A 19123-nucleotide genomic window follows, 5' to 3' on the forward strand; every position below is an offset into this window, starting at 1 on the left:
GCGAAGGGAGTGACTTGCGATCATGCAGATTAACGCCTGCGCTGCAATATTTCAACCCACACTCCCGCGAAGGGAGTGACTGAAGTGGTGGATGGATTCCACCGGACCCGCGTTGATTTCAACCCACACTCCCGCGAAGGGAGTGACATGGTGACGGCATTTATTGCACCATTCACGGTATTTCAACCCACACTCCCGCGAAGGGAGTGACTTCCGGGGAATCGCGGATGCCTTTGCGGATCAATGGGGATTTCAACCCACACTCCCGCGAAGGGAGTGACTAATACAAAACCACTTCATTATCTGTCTAAAATTATTTCAACCCACACTCCCGCGAAGGGAGTGACTCGGTGGTCTGTTGACCGGATCAAGGATGGTAAGCGATTTCAACCCACACTCCCGCGAAGGGAGTGACGTCTCTTTTGTTGACCGTATATCTACCACAAAAATTTCAACCCACACTCCCGCGAAGGGAGTGACCGGGACCACCAGCGTTGCATCGCGCCGGTAATCAAAATTTCAACCCACACTCCCGCGAAGGGAGTGACGCTCCGAGATCGCGTTGCTGATCGTGGAGATGCTATTTCAACCCACACTCCCGCGAAGGGAGTGACGAAAAGGAGGGAGAGGAGGAAGCGGCAGAAACAGAGTATTTCAACCCACACTCCCGCGAAGGGAGTGACTCACTCCTGCACAGCAGGCGTTGGTTATCGAACTATTTCAACCCACACTCCCGCGAAGGGAGTGACTTAGATGGGCAATTGTATTCACCCGTTCCGGATATTTCAACCCACACTCCCGCGAAGGGAGTGACGCGTTCCTGAAGACGGGGCCGCATGTCCTGACGGATTTCAACCCACACTCCCGCGAAGGGAGTGACGGGGATCCTTGAGCGACTCGCTCCGACCTTGATAATTTCAACCCACACTCCCGCGAAGGGAGTGACTCCCTTGATAGGGTGCGAGTGGACCGGGTTGTATATTTCAACCCACACTCCCGCGAAGGGAGTGACTACTATTGCAAGTATCCGTTTTACATCCATGAATTTCAACCCACACTCCCGCGAAGGGAGTGACTTGATGAGCTCGGGATGTGATCTGGATGTTCATCGATTTCAACCCACACTCCCGCGAAGGGAGTGACGTAAAGTTTACTGTTTACGCGCAATCCCATTAAGATTTCAACCCACACTCCCGCGAAGGGAGTGACTATTACGCTGAATACAGGGATTGGAGGGCAAAGATTTCAACCCACACTCCCGCGAAGGGAGTGACTTAGGTTCTAAATTTGTTGCTGTATAATTTCCAATTTCAACCCACACTCCCGCGAAGGGAGTGACTTTATCTATCGGTTAAATGGTGTGCAACATGGTATTTCAACCCACACTCCCGCGAAGGGAGTGACTTTTACGTTTCCCTGGTTTTTAACCCTTAAATTTATTTCAACCCACACTCCCGCGAAGGGAGTGACTGTAAAATACTCGTTAAGTGTTCATGAAGAAATACCTGATGTATGTGCAGTAAATGAGAAATCCCCGAATAATAACAATTGGATTTTCCTTTACGTATTTTTTCGATAAATCCTTAGATAGTTCAAAGTCCTTTCAAATCTTGCGGGGGATGGGAATCAAATAAATAGAAAACCGGAAAAATTTCCGCGAACCTTCGGGGAGAACCATGATCGCTTCCGGTTCGCACGCATCACGTTACCAGGAGGCCCTCGGGATCATATCCGGTATTGCTCCCGAGATGTTCGACCCGGTTCTTCCAGTTGGCGCCGAGAAAATAAAACCGGACACTGTCCCGTTCCTTATCGATTATTCCTGCCAGGGAGTGTTTAAGCTTTGCAAACTGTGCCGGATCAACGAGACATTCGAACACCGAGTTCTGGACCCGCTGACCATAATTCACGCATTCCCGGGCAACGTGTCGAAGTCTTCGCCGACCTTCGGGCGTTTCCGTGTTGACATCATACGTAACCAGGACCATCATGTGTGCAACCTCAGTTCATGAAGAAGGGCGGGTACCCCTCAATATCGCCGCGTAAATATCTCGCCATTAAGAGACTCTGCGTGTAGGGAAGAAGACCGATCTGGATCTTTTCATCAATATATGGATGAGTAATTTCGTCCTGCTTTCGTTTCTGCCATGCGGCGAGCACAGCCTTGCGACCCTTATCGGTCAGGATGATCCCTCCGCCTTCCTTTTTCAGGAAATCCTCTCCGCAAACCTGTTGCAGGTTCACAAGATTCAGCGCAAGCCGGTCTGCGATGAACGGCCGGAGCTCTTCCATCATGTCCAGTGCGAGGCTGGCCCGGCCGGGCCGGTCGGTGTGGAAGAAACCGACATAGGGATCGAGTCCCACCGTTTCCAGCGCAGATTCCACATCATGGGCGAGGAGTGTGTACAGGAACGACAGGAGTGCGTTCATGTTGTCCCGGGGAGGCCGGCGGTTTCTGTCGTGAAGGAAGAAATCATTCTTCTGCTTCAGGATCAGTTCATCAAAGACATCGAAATAGAACTTCGCGCAGTTCCCTTCGATGCCACGGAGCGTATCAGCATCCTTACAGGTTTCAATTTTTATCAGGTTTTCAATGAGAAGATTGTCAGCAGCCCGGATCTTTTCGCATCCGATTACTGTACCATGGTCACGGAGACTGCGCCCGAGAACGGTCCGGCAGTTCACGATCTTTGCCGTGATAAGACATTTCGCAATAGCAAGAGATACTTCCGGATTGTCGGCAATGCGGTACTGAGTGCGCCGTAATAGAACATTGCCCCGGACCCTGCCGTTTACCCGGCCCTGGAATCTCCCGTGGGGTGTCAGGAAGGATAGCCCGACATTATGCTCCGAACATAACTGCATCAGGTGCGGGCTTGCACCCATATACCCGAAGCAGACAATTCCTTCAAGGTTGTGTACGGGGATCCTGAACGTCTCCGCGCTGCCGACTTTGATAATAACATTTTCTCCGTCACGGTGAAGATAGGATTCCGGAGTTGTTACGTAGAGGGTATTGAGCAGTTTTCTCATAGGGAAATTCCTGTCCGGATTGATCGAAAACCCGGACGATCATCGATAATCAGGTATCGGGAATGCATGCCTCCCGGATATGGCTCCCGATGTAATTCCGGACAGAACTTTTTTTCTTCGTCAGTCTCGGGACACAGACATCAACAAGCGAACACAGGGTGCAGTGTTTCCCGGGTTCTGCCGGGGGTGTGATTCCATTCCGAAAGACTGTATGCATCTCCTCCGCCAGCGCTTGCACTATGCTCCGGAGATCATCAGTAATTGCAATCCGCTGCCTCCGTCGGATCTCGTTGTAATAGAGATCCGCTTCGTCAATCCGGACTCCGAACATTTCCTCAACGCACATGACCTGTGCGCAGAGCTGAACCTCATCGCGTTCATCGATCTTCGGTTTGCCCCGTTTGTATTCAACCGGCCTCATGATCCACCGGCCCTCAAAGCCGGATACAGGAACTCCATTATCTGACCGGGTGTACTCGATCACATCCGCAATGCCGGTAAGTCCGAGCTCGTATGAGACAAGGGGAAATGCCCGTGAGATGATAACATCTCCCCGCGACTCGTTGAGGAACGGGTCATCGACCCGCTCGTGAACAAAGTGTCCCTCCTGCGTGCGGAGGTTGTCCTGCCACTGTTGTTCGACATGGATCAGCGCCCACTGCCGTTTGCAGAAGCGGAAGTGCTGGATACCTGATAGCAGGAGCAACTCGTCTTCGGTATAGCGCTTGTCGCTCATAACTTTTCTATGATTGTCACTCCTTTCGGCACATCTTTGTCAATCGTAACCTTGTAGTCCTTGAATGATCGCGGCGGGAGATCTTTTCCAAGCCGTTCGATTTTCACTTTGTCGAACAGGACATGGGACTGGCAGCAGCCAAGCTCGCTGTCGTGTTTAAAGACGATCAGCTTCCTTGCCGAAAGTTTTCCGCGTGAAGCCGAATGGTCATGCTCGAACATGTTGACGAGGCTCTCCCAGAGTAGGGCGAGATCGTCTTCGGAGAATCCGGTTGTCTTCTTCGCAAGGTGCGCGGAGACATAGCCCTCAGCCCGGTACAGGCCGTAGGGTACGATCTGTTTTTTACCCATGGTCTGGCCCTTATCGGCATCTTTGACATTTGCCACCGCCTGACGGGTGATTGTAACCTCCTGCTGGAAGATCGGGTCCTGACTCCGGGCAAAGGTGAGCTGGACTGGTCCACGGACCTGTCCGCAATTCACTTCGAGTGCCATGACTGCACCGAATGCGCGAATATCGAAGAAATTCTTGCACATGAATTTCGCGAGCTCATCGTCTTTGGGTTTCTTGGAATCCGGTTTCCTTTTCAGAGCAGCATAGGCTTTCGTGTGCTGTTCGTTGAGAACAACACCATCTTTCACGTAGATGTCATACCCTTCATTTCCGGTTTTCACCATATCCACATAATCGCGGATCTTCCGTTTCAGGCAGACATCAGTCACGATACCATAACCGGTCTGCGGATCAACCCGTGGCATGTTTCCCATGTCCGGGTCGCCGTTCGGATTCCCGTTCTCAACATCGAATAGCAATACGAATTCATACCTGCTCTTGATCACTTCGCTCATTTCTTATCCTCCTTGTTATCCTCGCTTGCTTCCTTCTTTTTGAAAAATGCCTTCCGCTGATGGTAATATCCCAGCATGAATTTGCCCTGATCCTCAAGGTTCAGGAATGCCGGGAATTCATCGATACCCGATACAACTTCCTCGATCCACTGATTCGATTTAAATCCCCAGTCGGATTTGGCAATATGGTGCTGCGCCAGTTTCAGCAGGACCGGGAATACAACCGCCGGGGTTGTTGAGGCGCTGCTGAAATACTTGCTGTTGATCGTGCTCTTGAGATCCTTGTTCGAATCGCTCTGCGCTTTCTCTAGTACCGCAAACAGCCGTCCGAGACGGTACGGGACATCGGTGCTCTTTTCGTTCAGACTCACAGTAATCATATCCTCTTCATGTTTTCCTCTCGCTCGTGCCATCCGGATCAGGCAGGCCTTGATGAAACCGGCCCGGGCATAGTTAATTGAACGCTCGACCTTGACCCGGTTCACGATGGCATTGTACATCGGGACCGGGTACGGAGTATCATCAAGAATGGAACGCATCAGCAGCCCTCCAAGCAGCGGCGACGCTGCCTTATCCGTTGAACTCTGGGGGACGGTCTCCCGCAGAAGACGGTACATCGAAATATACTGCGCCCCGCGATTGTCACGATCAATCTCCATATCGAGGTGATGGCGGGCAAGCCGTGTGATGAAATTCCCAAAATTGTCCTGGTGCCAATAACGGACTGCAAGCCGGGCATTGTTGGGCGACAGCCCGAGGATGTAGAAGTTCGTAGTATTAGGATCGACTCCGAGATCCTTCTCCTCCAGATATTTCCCGGTTTTTACTTTCTGGAGGATATCGTTCACGAGCTGACGTGTCCCGCGATCCTGCTGTCTTAAAGATCCCTCCGAGTTCGGATCTGCCTCCTCTTCATCTTCTACCGGATCAATGAGGAAATGTGCAAGATTTTCGCAGTTTTTCTTCGTAGTATCAGCCCAGAAGACAGTCGATGTGTCACCGATCTGGATCCGGTTTTTGCTGTCGCGTTTGAGCAAATGGTTCAAAGCTGTTGTATACTTGAACATTGCCAATTCGCTGACCGGGGCATTAAGAGCCTGTTTATTATCATTTTTCCCGTAAGACCAAAAGGCACCATCATTAAAACTGACAAGGTTGGCACCTGCAGGTTGTGCACCCAGCACCCTCTTGATTTTTTGATGAGTACCCGCGATTGGAGCCATCTTTCCGGTAACAAGACATTGTGCAATTTCAGTCTGTTCCAATCCCCTCCCATTGACATAATACTCGTCCCAAGCTTGGTGAACGACAGGATTTTCATGAATATATCTACCACCAATATCGAAAACAAAGAGACCTCCGTCAAGGATGAGATCCTTGAATTCTGAAAGTTTCGGATCCTGCAATGATGATTCTGGTTTCCAACTGTCAAGGAATGCCAGAAATGAATGAACGTCAGAATCGTCAAGCGCATCCATAAGGATATGGTGAAGTGCCCGACAACGGCTGAAGCAGTCAAGGGATCTTTTGGTCACGACAATTTTTTCACCATCGGATTCTTCGAGTATTTTGACTATCTCAGCAGCTGTCTTCTTTTTTTCACCATTTGAGACCTTCTCGATACCAAAAATATACTTTGCATTGTCCGACACGAAGTATGGTACTATTCCAACAGCTCGGGATTTTTGATACGGAGTTTCCATTTCCTTTGGTGTTTTTCTCTTATCGTCACTCCGAAGATCAAGAATATTTTTCAGTTTTCCATCTCGTGAAATCACAAGCGCGAATGAAATGTCCGCTAAGCTATAACCGGGTTCAGGAATTTTTACAGTAGGATCTCCCGCAAGAATATCATAATACCGGACCAGCGACTGGATGATCACGAGAAGACACCCCCGTTCAGGCACCTCTTCACATCGATCACGCCATCGTTCATCTCAGCCCGGAAGAAGACTGGTGTCATGTCCTTCGCGAAGTCGATATCCCAGAGCATCAGACCGAGATCCTTCTTCCCGGCAAGGTCAGACTTCGGAATCTCTCCTTCCATGAATTCAAACTGCACCGGGAATTCCCGGCACCCGAAATATGGATGATGGAAGCACTGGCCTTTTCGCATTCTCCGAAGTGCGACATTGTAATGCTTCTCAACGGTATCCTCCGGCCCGGCCTTGTCGGTCATGTTGAAGTGCGCCTCAATGTAATACTCGACATCACGGAGCACCATCGAAGCCCGCTGCACCCGCTCGTCATTTGCATCCTTAAAAAGCACTGCCTCCTTTCCGGAGAATGCGCTCTTCACCGGGGCGAGCGGGATCTTCCCCAGCACTTCATTCCTCCGGATATTGTCGAACTTCACCGGCTTCATCACATGAATCCGGTCGATCTCCCAGACAATCGCGGGCTTCCAGTAAATCGCTTCAAGAATCCCGCGTGCAGCCGAAGGGGTCATCACATCGTAGCTGACCCGCTCGACTTTCATCTCGGGGCGTGTGAAGCAGGCATAATCGCCCCAGACTTTCAGTTTGACTCCAAATCCGATATCCACCACCTCCTTAGTGTATCAGTAATGATCCATCGTAACCGGCCCCCTGCCGGAGTTTTAATCCTGTTTCATCGGAGTAATCCTCACAGGATCGCAATACATAAAACCGGTCTGTAATTGTCTCGATCCGGTTCATGCGTTCCATTTCCCGGAACTCGTTGGGATAGATACTGATTGAATACCCCTGGAGATCCCGCACAAACCGCCAGGGAAATTCTGCTGTCCGAAGTCTCTCGATCACTGATCTGGAATGTTCGTCAAAGGGAATGATCACATCTTTTGTACCCTCCTCGATAATCTGGAATTCATCGGCAATCTCCTCGAACGGGAATGCGAATTCCCCTGCACGCTCTTCGAGCTGCCGCAGGATCTCCTTCTCATCAAGTCCTCCATCCGATTTGTAGTGATACAAACGCTGGAAATACTCCGAGACTGTCGGGAACGAGAGCGGGTCATCCGATCCGGCAAGGGTCATCTCTCCGATCTCGGCAACAAAACTCTGCCACGAAGTCGCCTTCCCATGAGATTCCGTGGATTTGAAGATGAAAACCTCCCCGAAGGGCAATTTTCCTTCACGGTTGCATCTTCCGGCAGCCTGCGCAACCGAGTCGATCCCGGTCATAGTTCTGTACACCACCGGGAAATCGATATCCACCCCAGCCTCGATCAATTGTGTTGAGATAACCCGGCAATCGAGTCCTTCTTTCAGCCGTTTCTTGATCTCTGCGATCTTTTTCCTGCGATGGACCGGGCACATCCGGGCACTGAGATGATAACAATTCCCGGCATCTTTGATGGCATCGTACAGTTTTTTTGCGTGATTCCGGGTATTGACGATACATAAAATCTGGCAGTGATCTTTCAAACGGGCAGAGAGATCTGCATCACTGAGGAGACCAAGATCCGTCACCCGCACTCTTTTGAAGGTCTCATACAATCGATCCGGGGACTGCATGATCTCACGCGGCCTTACGTTCTCATCCAGCAGATCCCCGAGCCTCGGCTGGGTGGCAGTACAGATCACGACCGTTGCACCATAATTACGCACAAGTTCCGACAACGCCGCAAGGCAGGGAAGCAGGTATCCGGTCGGGAGCATCTGCGCCTCATCAAGGATGATGACACTCTTGGCAAGGCTGTGCAGTTTCCGGCACCGGGATCTCTTGTTGGAGAAGAGCGATTCGAAGAACTGGACATTGGTGGTTACGGTGATCGGCATGTCCCAGTTCTCGGTAGCAAGCCGGAGAGACTCCCCTCCAGTGTCCAGGTCATCCGTATCAACCGTTGCCGGATCAAAGTTGGAATGATGCTCCAGGACATTCTGCCATCCGAAAATATCCCGGAATACTTTTGCATTCTGCTCAATGATACTGGTATACGGAATAATGTAGAAGATCCGTTTCAGGTGATTCTTCTTTACCTGTTCGAGGGCAAAACCCATGGAGGAGAGTGTCTTTCCTCCCCCGGTCGGGACGGTCAGGCTGAACATGCCGGGCGGTAGAGCACCGGCCTCAATGCACTGGCTGAAAATTTTCTTCCGTTCGCGATTGATGAGGGAATCGCTTGCGCCGGATTGTATCTTCTGCATGTGGGCATCAAATTTTTTCGCCAGTATATCAAACGATTCGTAATTCGTGCGGAGTGTGGCTTTATCCGGATTACAGAACTGTTCCGTATCGAGCGAGTCTGCATCCACAAGGCAGGAGTAGAGCATTCGCGTGAAGAACGAGATACAGAATCCGGTTTTTCCGGGAGACGGACGTAACCCAAGCGGCCCGATCGTGTGTGAGTCTATTGAGATCTCGTTGCAGTATGCAGAATAATCAGGTACCGGTTTTCGCAGCCGCTCACAGAGTCCCCCCTCGGCACTCCCATAATTCAAAAGTCCGCCATGATGCCCGGCAACGATATAGGCAAATAATAACCCGGCAGCGGACTGTTTGCCATTGAATATCCGTGTCGCTTCAATCGATCCTGCGGTCGAGTGATCGACAGGGTTTTTCTCCCCGTCTAGCCGTTTCTGGAACTCTGGAGAATATTTCCCAATATCATGAAGAAGACCGCTGACATATGCTAGGTTGCCTGCGTGAAAATCGTTCGCAAATTCTTGAGAGCGATCTGCAACGTTCTTCAGATGTTTTTTCAGAGCTTGCCAGTCTGATTTATTCGGATTTATCGTAGAATGAGCGTAATACATCAAAATTCAATGCGAAGGATGTTCGAAGTGTGTCTGCCAGTCTCAACATTTTATTTTTTTGCTATTTTAGATATCAAAATATCACACCATAAATATGTTGATTTGTGGTGTGAAAGTGAATTTTTAAAAAAAAACAACCCCTGATAACGAGTATTAGAAATCATTCAGGTCCATATATTTTCATATCACTCACATGTCCCTGATTTATTTCCATACCCTCCCACTTTAAACTTTAAGTAAATAACAAAGTAAATAACCCGGGCCGCCGACCGGTATGAATAGAACACGGGAGTGGGACTTGGTGCCAAACGATATCCTCACTATCCTGGATGAATCCGGGGGGCTCAACGCGAAAGTCTTCTCGCTCGTGCGGCTGAAACTGCTCGCGAGCCTCTCGGTGCTCGGGCCGGACGGGGCAACCTACCGCGAACTCCGGGCGGCGCTCGACATCAGCGACGGTGTGCTGTATGCCAACCTGAATGTCCTGAAAGAGATGGGATACCTTGCTTCGGAAAAGATCGTCTCCGAGGGAAAAGAACTCGAACTCTATACCATCACGCCCGAGGGCTTAGGCGAATGGGAGAGGATCCGAACCTGGCTGTGCAGGTTCCTCCACTGTGGTGCATGATTATGGAAAAACGGAAAAAAGTCATTGCATTCTATAAAGAACTCGGCTTCAATCCGGATATCGGACAGTTCGACGACCGGCTCATTGCCCAGAAACTCGTCTGCCTGCTTGAACTCAAAGGCATCGACCTCGGGTACCCATGCAGCCTGTCTGTCCGTGGACCCTACTCGCCGGACCTGACGAAAGATTTGTTCGCTCATACCCGCGAATTCGAGAACCACGAGACCGGCACACGGCTGAATGCGGCCGAGAAAGCGATCGCCGCGGACCTTGGCAGGATCTTCGGCTTGAAACCCGTGCCGCTCGAAGTGGGAGCGACCTATGGGTTCTATGCGCTCCGGTACCAGAGCAGCCCGCTCGAAGCCCTGAGGCAGGTCAAAGAACTCAAACCGTTCTATTCCGAGGCGCAGATCGCGCTCGGCGTCTCGAAGGCAAAGGAGTTCCTGTTCAAGCCGACGCCAAAGGATCTCCAGGATCTGAAGCGGGAGACGGGGATCTGGCAGAGGGCCGCACTCAAATCCCTGGGGCATTGATCGGATGAAGAACGGCGATATCTGGCTCGTGGATCTCACCGATGCGAAAGGGCACGAGCAGCGGGGGATGCGCCCTGCGATCATTATAGGGAGCGCCAACGGCCTTGTCGTGGTTGTCCCGCTGACGAGCAGCACCGGCTCGCAATCGCGGCGCTCATCCGGGACCTGATGGGCCTGGATTAATCATTTTTCCGATAGGCATTCTCCGGTCAGTACCAGATGCAATCCCCGGCATTAACCAAATCCATTTAACATTTTTGCGCACCTCAATTCCAAGCCATCGTGCCCCGATTATCCTATATCCCGCGCAAATCTCTCCATTTTCTCGTTTCAAAATTTATTCATCCAAGCACATACCCTATCAGGTTCTACTATTGTATGTCAAAGGGGCCCCGATGACCCGGAGAACAGAACCAACGTTTCTCCTCTGGCGGTGAAGGCTGCGCAATCCTTCACCGGAAACCGGACCGACTTCAGAACAATAGAGAGGAGTGAAAGGATCCAAGGAGTTCGAAGAACCCTGACGGGTTCTTCTCTTCCATTGGGTTCTGATGAATTCGAGACCTTCATGAGAAGGTTGAGAATGAGAAGAGCCGCAGGCTCTTCGAACCAGTCAGAAAAAAAGGAGGAATTACAAAATGGCAGATTTCGTACAGAAAACCGTAGTAAAGTCGGCGGTCCGCAAGCTCGCGGCCCCGATAGAGAATGTGGCAGCGTTCAACACGATCATCCAGTCGGTCATCACCGACAACCCGTTTGCCTGCTCAGCCTATGAGAGCGCCGGTGTCAACCACGCACCGGTCGAGAAGACCCGGGAAGCCTACGTGGCAAAGATCGCGTACCAGAACAACGATGCAAACGTTGTCGGAACGGACTCAGCGAAGTTCACCACGATCGCCGGGTTCAATGCCGGCGCAACCGCGCTCCTGAGCAACACGGACCTTGCTACCGCCCACGGGGGCACAGCAGTCCGGGACACCCCGAAAGAGACCTACTCGGCGACCCTGAAGTGCCACGACGCCGGCGGGGAGATCTACATGGTCACGTTCACCCGCGAATCGGTCAGCATCACCTCGTACTCGGACGACGCGATCCGGACCCGGGTCGAGACCTGGGCGGACTCGGTGGCGGCTCTCGCGTAAACGGTGTTCACGCGTAAGGAAAAGTCCGTAAGAGATTAAGCTCCCCCCTTGCGCCTCCGACTGGTTTGAAAAACCAGGAGGATGAGAAGAACGCGGATGCGTTCTTCGAAAGCCCTGACTCGAAGAACCTTGCAGGTTCTTCTCGTGTCTCGGGTCTGAAGACCCTCAACACCCCCCGGAGGGGGACGGGGCGCATTGCGATGCCCCTGCATTACCCGTACAGGAAACTCTCGTAAATCCGGTAACAGGTAATACAGCACCATCGCCACCGGGGGGTGCCCACGCGGCGGGGTCCGAGAGGTTCGCAAGAACCTCGCGGAGGAGAAGAATTGCGGAGCGATTCTTCGACGCGGAAGTCGAAGAGCCTTCGGCTCTTCTCCTGTCTCGGGTCTGATGACCCTCGACACCCCCGGGAGCGTCAAATCCCTCCCCGGTTTTTTTCTCGGAGCCACAGCAGTATGGAAACAGAAATCCTCGGGCTCGTCCTCGGCGTTGTCCTTCCCCTCTATCCCATCCTGTTCATGATCCACCAGCGGATCGGCAGGTACGATGAGATTGTTGAGGAGTTCAAACGGCTGAGGGACGAGCACGAACGAATAAAGGAGGAATATCATGATTAATGAGAACAAACCGGTCGCAACCGTGACCGGCCTGTACCGGGGAACCTTCTCCGGTCTTGAACCGCTGACGAAAGACACACCGCTCACGCTCGATGAAGTCCGGCGCAACCCGGTCTTCTACGAGCTCGAACTGGACCCGGACGAAGAGGACACGGACCTGATCGTTGACATCATCTACGACAACATGTCCCCGATGCGCCTGCAGGACCTCTTCCGGGGATCGGACATCCCTAAAGGTGTCCGCTTCTGGCCGGACTGGTTCGACATCCCACCATACCAGAAGATGCTGGACATGGACGGCCACCGGGTCTATCCCCGGGCCCCGGGCATCCACACGGTACGAATCAGGACAGCCCGCCGGAAGATCACCCAGCGCGGAAAGAAGCGGGACTTCTCCCCGGAAAACCACGGGTACATCAGCCCGGTCTACGAGTTTGCGATTGCAGCGGACACGAGTGAAAACCGGGAGTGATGGCAGTGAAGGGCTACGAATACCGGATTTTTAAGGAATGAAGATGTTCGAGTCAGAGGTGCAGACCCGGGCCGCGATCTGCGGTACCGGACTCCTGCCTGCCCTCATTTTTCTCTTCGCCCACCTGCCTCTGATCCTTATGGTCATACCGGTTGCAATCCTCTTTCTCGGCATTGCCGCTGACCCGGAGGAGACGCACGCGGTCTGGTACGGGATGCTGTCCGTACTCGGGATCTTCGATCTCGCTTCGTTAACGGACCGGGAGAAAGAGAACTACCGGGAGAAACGGCATTACTTCTGGTTCGGCGAGGTTGCGATGGCAGCAGTGCTGGCCGGTACTTTCGCGGTGCCGGCCGGGATCTTCCTTGCCGGAAAAGCAGAGATCACGCTTGCGTTCATCGGAGCAGCCGTGGTGTTCCTGCCGTTGTTCGTTTTCCTGCCGAAGCTGATCCAGCGAACAAGAAAAGCGGATGTCGATTCAGTAGTCGACGCGTTCGGGAAGAACGAGCAGGTAAAGAAGGTGTTCTGGGCTGTGTTTGCTGCGGTGTTCGGGCTGGTGCTGACAAAGATCCTGGACCCGGCAACGGCACGGCAGATTATTGGGATCATCACATCAATCGTGTTGTGACATCCCGGGTTTTCATGGAACGACGAAACAGGTCAGGATCAGAATGTTGATTTAGTACGATCCTTTTCATGAGGATATCGACAAATTGGCAGAGAGAATTGAAATTCCCGCCCGCAGAATCCCACGTATATCAGTGGACATCTCCCGGCCGGAACAGCAGCGACATCCGCGTGATGTCCGCGGGAGCGCCCAGGACAACGACATCGTCCCCGGGCCATATATTTGTCTCACCGGAAGGATTAGCCAGGATCTCTTTCTGGCGGCGTATTGCGAGGATGGATACTCCGTAATCGCGACGGATATTGAGCTGCGACAGAGTCTTGCCGGCAACCGGTGAATCCGGTGATACGTTCAGGATTGTGATATCCACGTCAGGAATGTTCTGCCGGAGATCGGACAGGTCGGTGCCGGACCCTGCCTGCTCCCGCAGGACCTGGTAGGTATCTGCCCGGATATCACGAATCACGTTCTCGACGGTCCCCTTCGGGACCAGGTATTTTTTGAGCACCCGGGAAAAGATCTCGACCGAAGTTTCAAAATCTTCCGGGATCACTTCGTCAGCACCAAGATCCCGGAGAACATTCACTTCGGGAAGGAACTGGGTCCGGACAATGATCCAGAGCCGGGGATTCATGGAACGGGCGATCCGGGTAATGATTCGTGTCGAGAGCGGATCGTTGACCGCCACAACAAGAAGCCGGGCCTGTTCGATCCGTGCATGGGTCAGGATAGCCTCATTGGTGGCGTCCCCGAAAAAGATCGGTTCCCCCTTCCTCCGCTCCTGTTCAACGGTCTCCGGGTTCATGTCGATGATGATGTACGGGATGTTGCCGATCCTCGCTACCTTTGCAAGATGCCGTCCGTTGAGGCCATACCCCACGATCACGGTATGATCCGAGAGGGCAGGCACGTCCCGGCCTTCCGGCTCGGGAAGATTACATCCCGCACGCAGCCGCTTCCCGAGTGGCAAACGGCAGACATGGTCGGCAACCTGCGGGCCGGCGGCGATGATAAACGGGGTCAGCGCCATGGTGATGACAGTGACAGCAAGGAAAGCCTGGCCGCTTGTCCCGGGAAAAAGACCATATTCCTTCCCGGGCACGGAGAGCACGAACGCAAATTCGCCGATATTGCACAGGGCAAGCCCGGCAAGAACCGAGGTCCGGAGGGACTGGCCGATGGCAAGCGTGCTCCCCGCTGCAATGACCATCTTGAGGAGAAGGACACCGATCACGAGAACGATGATAAGAACGGGATTTTCAAGCACGAACCAGAGGTTGAGCAGCATCCCGACTGAGATGAAGAAGAAACTCGTGAACATGTCCCGGAACGGCACGATGCTGACGAATGCCTGGTGGAAATATTCCGATTCCGACAGGGTCAGCCCTGCCAGGAATGCACCGAGCGCGAGCGACAAACCCAGTTTCGATGACAGGAAGGTGATGACAAAGCAGACGAGAATGATGCTCAACAGGAAGATCTCCGTGTTCCGCACCGAGACAATACGGGGCATGACACGGGGAAGTACCCATGCCGCGACAGCAAAAACCAGTGCCAGGAGGAGGACAAGGGTAAGGCCAAGGTTCAGCACGGCTCCGGTCAGGTCCGCTTCGTGCCCCGCAAGGATGGGAAGGGCGATCAGCATCGGGACCGTCATGATGTCCTGGTAGAGCGAGATCCCGAGCGTTGATCGGGCATAGGGTGTATTTACTTCCGCCCGGTCCTGGAATATCTTCAGCGTGATGGTCGTGCTGCTGTGGCAGATTAAAAGCCCGAAGAAGAGGGCGATGGCGGCGGGGATACTGAAAATGACCATGATGGCATACACGGCAAGGATCGTCAGTACGACCTGGAGCGTCCCGGCAACCAGCACGATCTTCTTCATCTCAAAGAGGGTCTTGAACGAGAACTGCATGCCGATGGTGAAGAGCAGGAAAATGATACCGATCTCCGCGAGAGCATCGACCATCTGGGGATCCCGGACCAGGCCGAGACCATACGGCCCGGCGATCATGCCGGTGACAAGAAATCCGACAACGCCGGGGATCTTCATGCGGGTCCCGACGGCAATCACGAATATGGCAAGGGCAAGGATGACGATAGTATCGAGGATGAATGATGTAATCATGGGGCAGGCCTCAGGCTGGCTGGGGAAACGTGTTCAGAAGCACCGGCATGAACCGGCTTTTCAGTGGACGGCTGGGGAGGCATAGCCGGTTTCAGAGACTCGCGCGACGGCGATCGGCCCTGTATTCATGAACTGCGATGACCAGTGTATAAAGATCAATGAAAAGAGCAATACAAAAGATTGTCGTAGCAAGTATCAACCCTTCTTTCTGGGCGATAAACAAGATCACAAAGTTCAGGCTGATGAGAAACGCTATGAGGGCCACAACGGCAATTATTGCGGGCATACATGTGTCCTTCTTCTCAAATTATAATACGTTTTCGATGATGCAAACGTAATATATGATGATTTCTGGTTTTTGGGCCTGCTCGCCCCGCATGCCGCTCCCGCAAAATACCCCTCATTTCCGCTCTTCCAGCACCATGGAAAATTCCGTTCCCCTGCTGCGGTCAAGGCCGATCGTGCCTTTCATCTGCTCCACGATTGAGAAGACCATGCGGAGTCCCAGCGACCGGGTGTCGCGCCAGTTCAGGTCACGCGGCATCCCCACCCCGTCATCGCGGAAAACGATGGAAATATTCCGGTCCTGCCTGCGGACCCTGATGAAGATCTCCCCCGTGTCCCTGTCCGGGAATGCATGTTTCAGTGCATTCGACATCAGCTCATTGAGAATCAGGCCGATGGGAATTGCGGTATTCACTCCAAGCGTGATACCGGGGATGTCGGTTCGCAGAATAACCTCCCTTCCTTTTTGACGGTAAAATTCAAGCAGGTTTTTCCCGAGGGTTTTCACATAGAGGTCGAGATCGATGTTGGCGATTTCCGGGGACTGGTATACTATTTCGTGGACAAGGGCCATCGCTTTTATCCGGTTCTGGCTCTCCTGCAGGGCATTGAGGACATTGTCATCGCGAATATATTTTGACTGGAGCGCGAGAAGATCGTGGACGGTGTGCAGGTTGTTCTTCACGCGCTGCCGGACCTCGCGGAGCAGCTGCTCCTGCAGTGCCCGCGATCGTTTCAGATCCTTTTCGGCAGCAAGGCGCAAATCCCGTTCGCCCTTCAGAACGGGATCGGCGACATTCAGGGTTTCGGGCGCTCTGATTCCGCAGTTATCCCTGAGCCGGTCATCAGCGATCTTCCGGGCGATACCATTCTCCAGAAGGCGAACAAGACCCCTGAGGAGGGAGTTCTCCTCTGCCAGAAACGGTGCGCTATTTGCGTCGGCCCATTCCCCGGTATATGAGACTTCGACAGATCCGGCCCATTCCCCGTCAACGAAAAGCGGGAAGTTCTGGTTCCAGATCGAGCGCTGGAATCCCGGCGTACTAAATTCCGCCCCTCTGAACATGATATGAGCACGTGTAAATTTTGGATGCTGGTAACCCGATGGAATGAGATCGACTGTCTCTTTCAGCATCCCCTCAAGGGATATTTCCGGCGCATTAACGATTTCCGTCAGTTTGTACAGGCAGGCCAGCTCCTTGACCCGTTCCCCAAGGACAACGGTCTGCCGCTGTAGTGCCCGGGTCGCCCGGTACTTGTCCACGGCAACCCGGATCTTCTGGGCGAGTTCCGTGAACTGCGGAAGGGGAGCCCCGCCTTTCTGGAGATAGGCCTCAGCACCATTGTTGATTGCCTCGATCACGACCTCTTCGCGGCCCCGGCCGGTAAAGAGAATGAACGGCGTGTCCGGATACTGTTGCCGTACATACTTCAGGAACTCGATCCCGTTCGTTCCCGGCATCTGGTAGTCTGAGACAATCACATCAAAGGGCTTGTTAATGAGCATAGCCTTGGCATCAGCAACGGATTCGGCCGTATTTACTGTGAAATCGCCCAGAGTTTCGAGGAATTGCCTGCCAATCTCGAGCAGATCGGGCTCGTCATCAACGTACAGTATCGGGATCTTTTCAGGCATGTTCAGCAACCATGACCGGAAGGGTGATCGTCATGAAATCGGTTCCATGGATGTATCCTCTTGTATTCCAGATATTTATACCAGCACTGCCGGGAATTCGCACTGGTATCCTGCCCTCAGGGAACCGGTCCGTCGCGGTTCTTCTGCAGTTTCAGGTCGGGCCGGCACCGCAGGGCGTAATTGTCGGACTGGATGTCCATGCCGTTGACCGGGAACCGCATGATATTCCTGATTCCCCCCGCTGTCGAGAAGTTCCGCATGTCCTTCCCGTACGCGATGAGGGAGTCGATAAAGATCGGCTCGTCGATCTCGCCCTCCTCTTTCACGTAAATAAGCCGGTGAACGGAGTACAGGCCAAGGACGAAAGCAAGCACGAAGAAGAAGTCCCAGTGCTGGAGATGGAAGGTGGGGATGATGATCGCAAATCCCGGGCTCTTCCAGCTCAGGTTCCACGCAAGTTCGCATTCAGCCAGGTGATCGACAAAGAATCCTCCGATAATCGGAGCGATGCCGGCAGCAAGTGCCGTGAATATGCTGATGCCGGCCAGGTACGACGTAGCGGACCCTTTCGGCGCCAGTTTCAGGCCGATGTTCCCGGCAGCAAGTGTGACTCCTGCCGTTGAGAGCCCCATGATGATATGGATGATGACCAAAAGCGGCATGGTCAGGAAATGCGGCTCGGGAAAGTTCGTGAAGGTCAGGGCGAGGAAACAGAGGACGAATAACGGCCCGGCTACTTTGAGTACCGATTTGTTGCTGAACCGATCGGCGATGGTCCCCCAGAGCGGGAGTGACAGGATACTTGTGAGCTGGCTGACGATGGACAGGACAATGATGGTCGTGATGTCGAGCGACAGGCGTTTGAGCAGGTACACGGTCAGGAACGGTGCGGCAAGGTTGACGGCAAAGCTCCAGAGGGCAAGAAAGATGATCAGGTTCCGGAAATTGATATCCTCATACCATGCGGTAAGCCTTCGCCGCAGGGGGACGTCATGCCGTATGATCATCATCGGTTCCGGGGTCCTGACGAGAAAATACGTCCCGGCAAGGCCGATGAGACTGCCGACAAGGAAGATCACGGCGTATCCCGTAACCGCTGTCCCCCCTCCGCCATTCTGCCAGTGATCGAGGAAATATCCGGCGCCGAGGCTGAGCACGATAGCGGCCGCAAACGAGAGCGCCATCCGGCGGGAGAAATACATGCCGAGGATCTGTTCCGGGATTAGGTCGCGCATCCAGGATTTCCAACCGCAGTGTTTCACCGAGGATATGCACGAGTACACGATGAGGAGAAGTACCAGGCAGACGATCCCCGCCTGCGGTGAGAGTAGGAACGGGATGAGGGCGACGAAGATCCAGAGCCCGCGTGATGCCAGGGAGGTGATGACCGTAACAAGACGGCGATTTCGCACCTTCTCAATGAGGCTCACTGCCGGGATCTGGACCAGCTCGGCGAGCGGGGGGATTGCAGCAAGGAGGCCGATCACGACGTTGGATGCGCCGAGTTCAAGGGCAAACGCGATGAGGAAGATGCCGCTTGTGAGCGTAGCGAATGCATGCGTGGTAAGCCCATCAAAAATGATATTGGATAAGCCGCGCTCAATCTCGTCCGGTGTAAGCTCGGGAGACGGGCGGAGCGACAGCATGCGACATTCAGTCCCGTGGGATGGTATTCCAGAACTGCCGGGACCTCCC

At 53.2% G+C, this 19123-nt stretch carries 18 protein-coding genes and 1 CRISPR repeat array (1 of these 19 only partly in view); of the genes, 8 read left to right on the forward strand and 10 right to left on the reverse strand.

Annotated elements, in window-relative coordinates; genetic code table 11:
• Nucleotides 1-1470: a CRISPR direct-repeat array (repeat unit 32 nt; unit sequence ATTTCAACCCACACTCCCGCGAAGGGAGTGAC); it begins 3304 nt to the left of the window's first position.
• Nucleotides 1471-1700: 230 nt separating this feature from the next.
• The 7 genes from cas2 to METFOR_RS13355 are packed head-to-tail and all read right to left on the reverse strand — an operon-like array spanning nt 1701 to nt 9356.
• The gene (cas2, locus tag METFOR_RS13325; RefSeq protein WP_015286678.1) at nt 1701-1991 is read right to left on the reverse strand and encodes a CRISPR-associated endonuclease Cas2; all 291 of its coding nucleotides are present in this window, start codon (nt 1989-1991) and stop codon (nt 1701-1703) included.
• A gap of 10 nt (nt 1992-2001) precedes the next feature.
• On the reverse strand, nt 2002-3033 hold the full coding sequence (gene cas1c / locus METFOR_RS13330) for a type I-C CRISPR-associated endonuclease Cas1c (protein WP_015286679.1): 1032 nt from the start codon (nt 3031-3033) through the stop codon (nt 2002-2004).
• A 49-nt stretch (nt 3034-3082) separates the two neighbouring features.
• Nucleotides 3083-3769, reverse strand: a complete 687-nt coding sequence (gene cas4, locus METFOR_RS13335; RefSeq protein ID WP_015286680.1) for a CRISPR-associated protein Cas4 — start codon at nt 3767-3769, stop codon at nt 3083-3085.
• A complete protein-coding gene (cas7c, locus tag METFOR_RS13340) occupies nt 3766-4617 on the reverse strand; it encodes a type I-C CRISPR-associated protein Cas7/Csd2 (RefSeq protein WP_015286681.1) in 852 nt (283 codons plus the stop codon). Before cas7c ends, cas4 begins: the two co-directional genes overlap by 4 nt.
• A complete protein-coding gene (cas8c, locus tag METFOR_RS13345; RefSeq protein ID WP_015286682.1) occupies nt 4614-6500 on the reverse strand; it encodes a type I-C CRISPR-associated protein Cas8c/Csd1 in 1887 nt (628 codons plus the stop codon). Before cas8c ends, cas7c begins: the two co-directional genes overlap by 4 nt.
• Nucleotides 6497-7162 (reverse strand): type I-C CRISPR-associated protein Cas5c, encoded by a 666-nt coding sequence (cas5c, locus tag METFOR_RS13350; protein WP_015286683.1) that lies wholly within the window; start codon nt 7160-7162, stop codon nt 6497-6499. Before cas5c ends, cas8c begins: the two co-directional genes overlap by 4 nt.
• A 7-nt stretch (nt 7163-7169) precedes the next feature.
• Nucleotides 7170-9356 (reverse strand): CRISPR-associated helicase/endonuclease Cas3, encoded by a 2187-nt coding sequence (locus METFOR_RS13355; RefSeq protein ID WP_015286684.1) that lies wholly within the window; start codon nt 9354-9356, stop codon nt 7170-7172.
• A 301-nt stretch (nt 9357-9657) separates the two neighbouring features.
• Here METFOR_RS13355 and METFOR_RS13360 point away from each other — a divergent pair, with 301 nt between their 5' ends.
• From METFOR_RS13360 to METFOR_RS13380, 8 genes are all read left to right on the forward strand, one after another.
• Nucleotides 9658-9984, forward strand: coding sequence for a transcriptional regulator (locus METFOR_RS13360; RefSeq protein WP_048110998.1), 327 nt, complete (start codon nt 9658-9660; stop codon nt 9982-9984).
• A 2-nt stretch (nt 9985-9986) separates the two neighbouring features.
• On the forward strand, nt 9987-10517 hold the full coding sequence (locus METFOR_RS13365; protein WP_048111436.1) for a hypothetical protein: 531 nt from the start codon (nt 9987-9989) through the stop codon (nt 10515-10517).
• Nucleotides 10518-10521: 4 nt separating this feature from the next.
• A complete protein-coding gene (locus METFOR_RS15100; RefSeq protein ID WP_015286687.1) occupies nt 10522-10686 on the forward strand; it encodes a type II toxin-antitoxin system PemK/MazF family toxin in 165 nt (54 codons plus the stop codon).
• Nucleotides 10687-11155: 469 nt separating this feature from the next.
• A complete protein-coding gene (locus METFOR_RS13370) occupies nt 11156-11659 on the forward strand; it encodes a hypothetical protein (RefSeq protein WP_015286688.1) in 504 nt (167 codons plus the stop codon).
• A gap of 65 nt (nt 11660-11724) precedes the next feature.
• Nucleotides 11725-11895, forward strand: a complete 171-nt coding sequence (locus METFOR_RS15680) for a hypothetical protein (RefSeq protein ID WP_158491391.1) — start codon at nt 11725-11727, stop codon at nt 11893-11895.
• 222 nt (nt 11896-12117) lie between these two features.
• Nucleotides 12118-12279 (forward strand): hypothetical protein, encoded by a 162-nt coding sequence (locus METFOR_RS15860; RefSeq protein WP_015286689.1) that lies wholly within the window; start codon nt 12118-12120, stop codon nt 12277-12279.
• On the forward strand, nt 12272-12751 hold the full coding sequence (locus METFOR_RS13375; protein ID WP_015286690.1) for a hypothetical protein: 480 nt from the start codon (nt 12272-12274) through the stop codon (nt 12749-12751). Before METFOR_RS15860 ends, METFOR_RS13375 begins: the two co-directional genes overlap by 8 nt.
• Nucleotides 12752-12794: 43 nt before the next feature.
• Nucleotides 12795-13379, forward strand: a complete 585-nt coding sequence (locus tag METFOR_RS13380; RefSeq protein ID WP_015286691.1) for a hypothetical protein — start codon at nt 12795-12797, stop codon at nt 13377-13379.
• 130 nt (nt 13380-13509) lie between these two features.
• Here the strand turns inward: METFOR_RS13380 and METFOR_RS13385 are convergent, their stop codons facing one another.
• The 3 genes from METFOR_RS13385 to METFOR_RS13400 all read right to left on the reverse strand — a co-directional run bounded on the left by METFOR_RS13385 (nt 13510) and on the right by METFOR_RS13400 (nt 19074).
• On the reverse strand, nt 13510-15507 hold the full coding sequence (locus METFOR_RS13385; RefSeq protein WP_015286692.1) for a cation:proton antiporter domain-containing protein: 1998 nt from the start codon (nt 15505-15507) through the stop codon (nt 13510-13512).
• 400 nt (nt 15508-15907) lie between these two features.
• Entirely contained in the window at nt 15908-17428 is a 1521-nt protein-coding gene (locus tag METFOR_RS13395) for a response regulator (protein WP_015286694.1), read from the reverse strand.
• A gap of 116 nt (nt 17429-17544) precedes the next feature.
• A complete protein-coding gene (locus METFOR_RS13400; protein WP_015286695.1) occupies nt 17545-19074 on the reverse strand; it encodes an MFS transporter in 1530 nt (509 codons plus the stop codon).
• Nucleotides 19075-19123 lie beyond the last annotated feature (49 nt).

This window comes from Methanoregula formicica SMSP (assembly GCF_000327485.1).
Taxonomy (GTDB): Archaea; Halobacteriota; Methanomicrobia; order Methanomicrobiales; family Methanospirillaceae; genus Methanoregula; species Methanoregula formicica.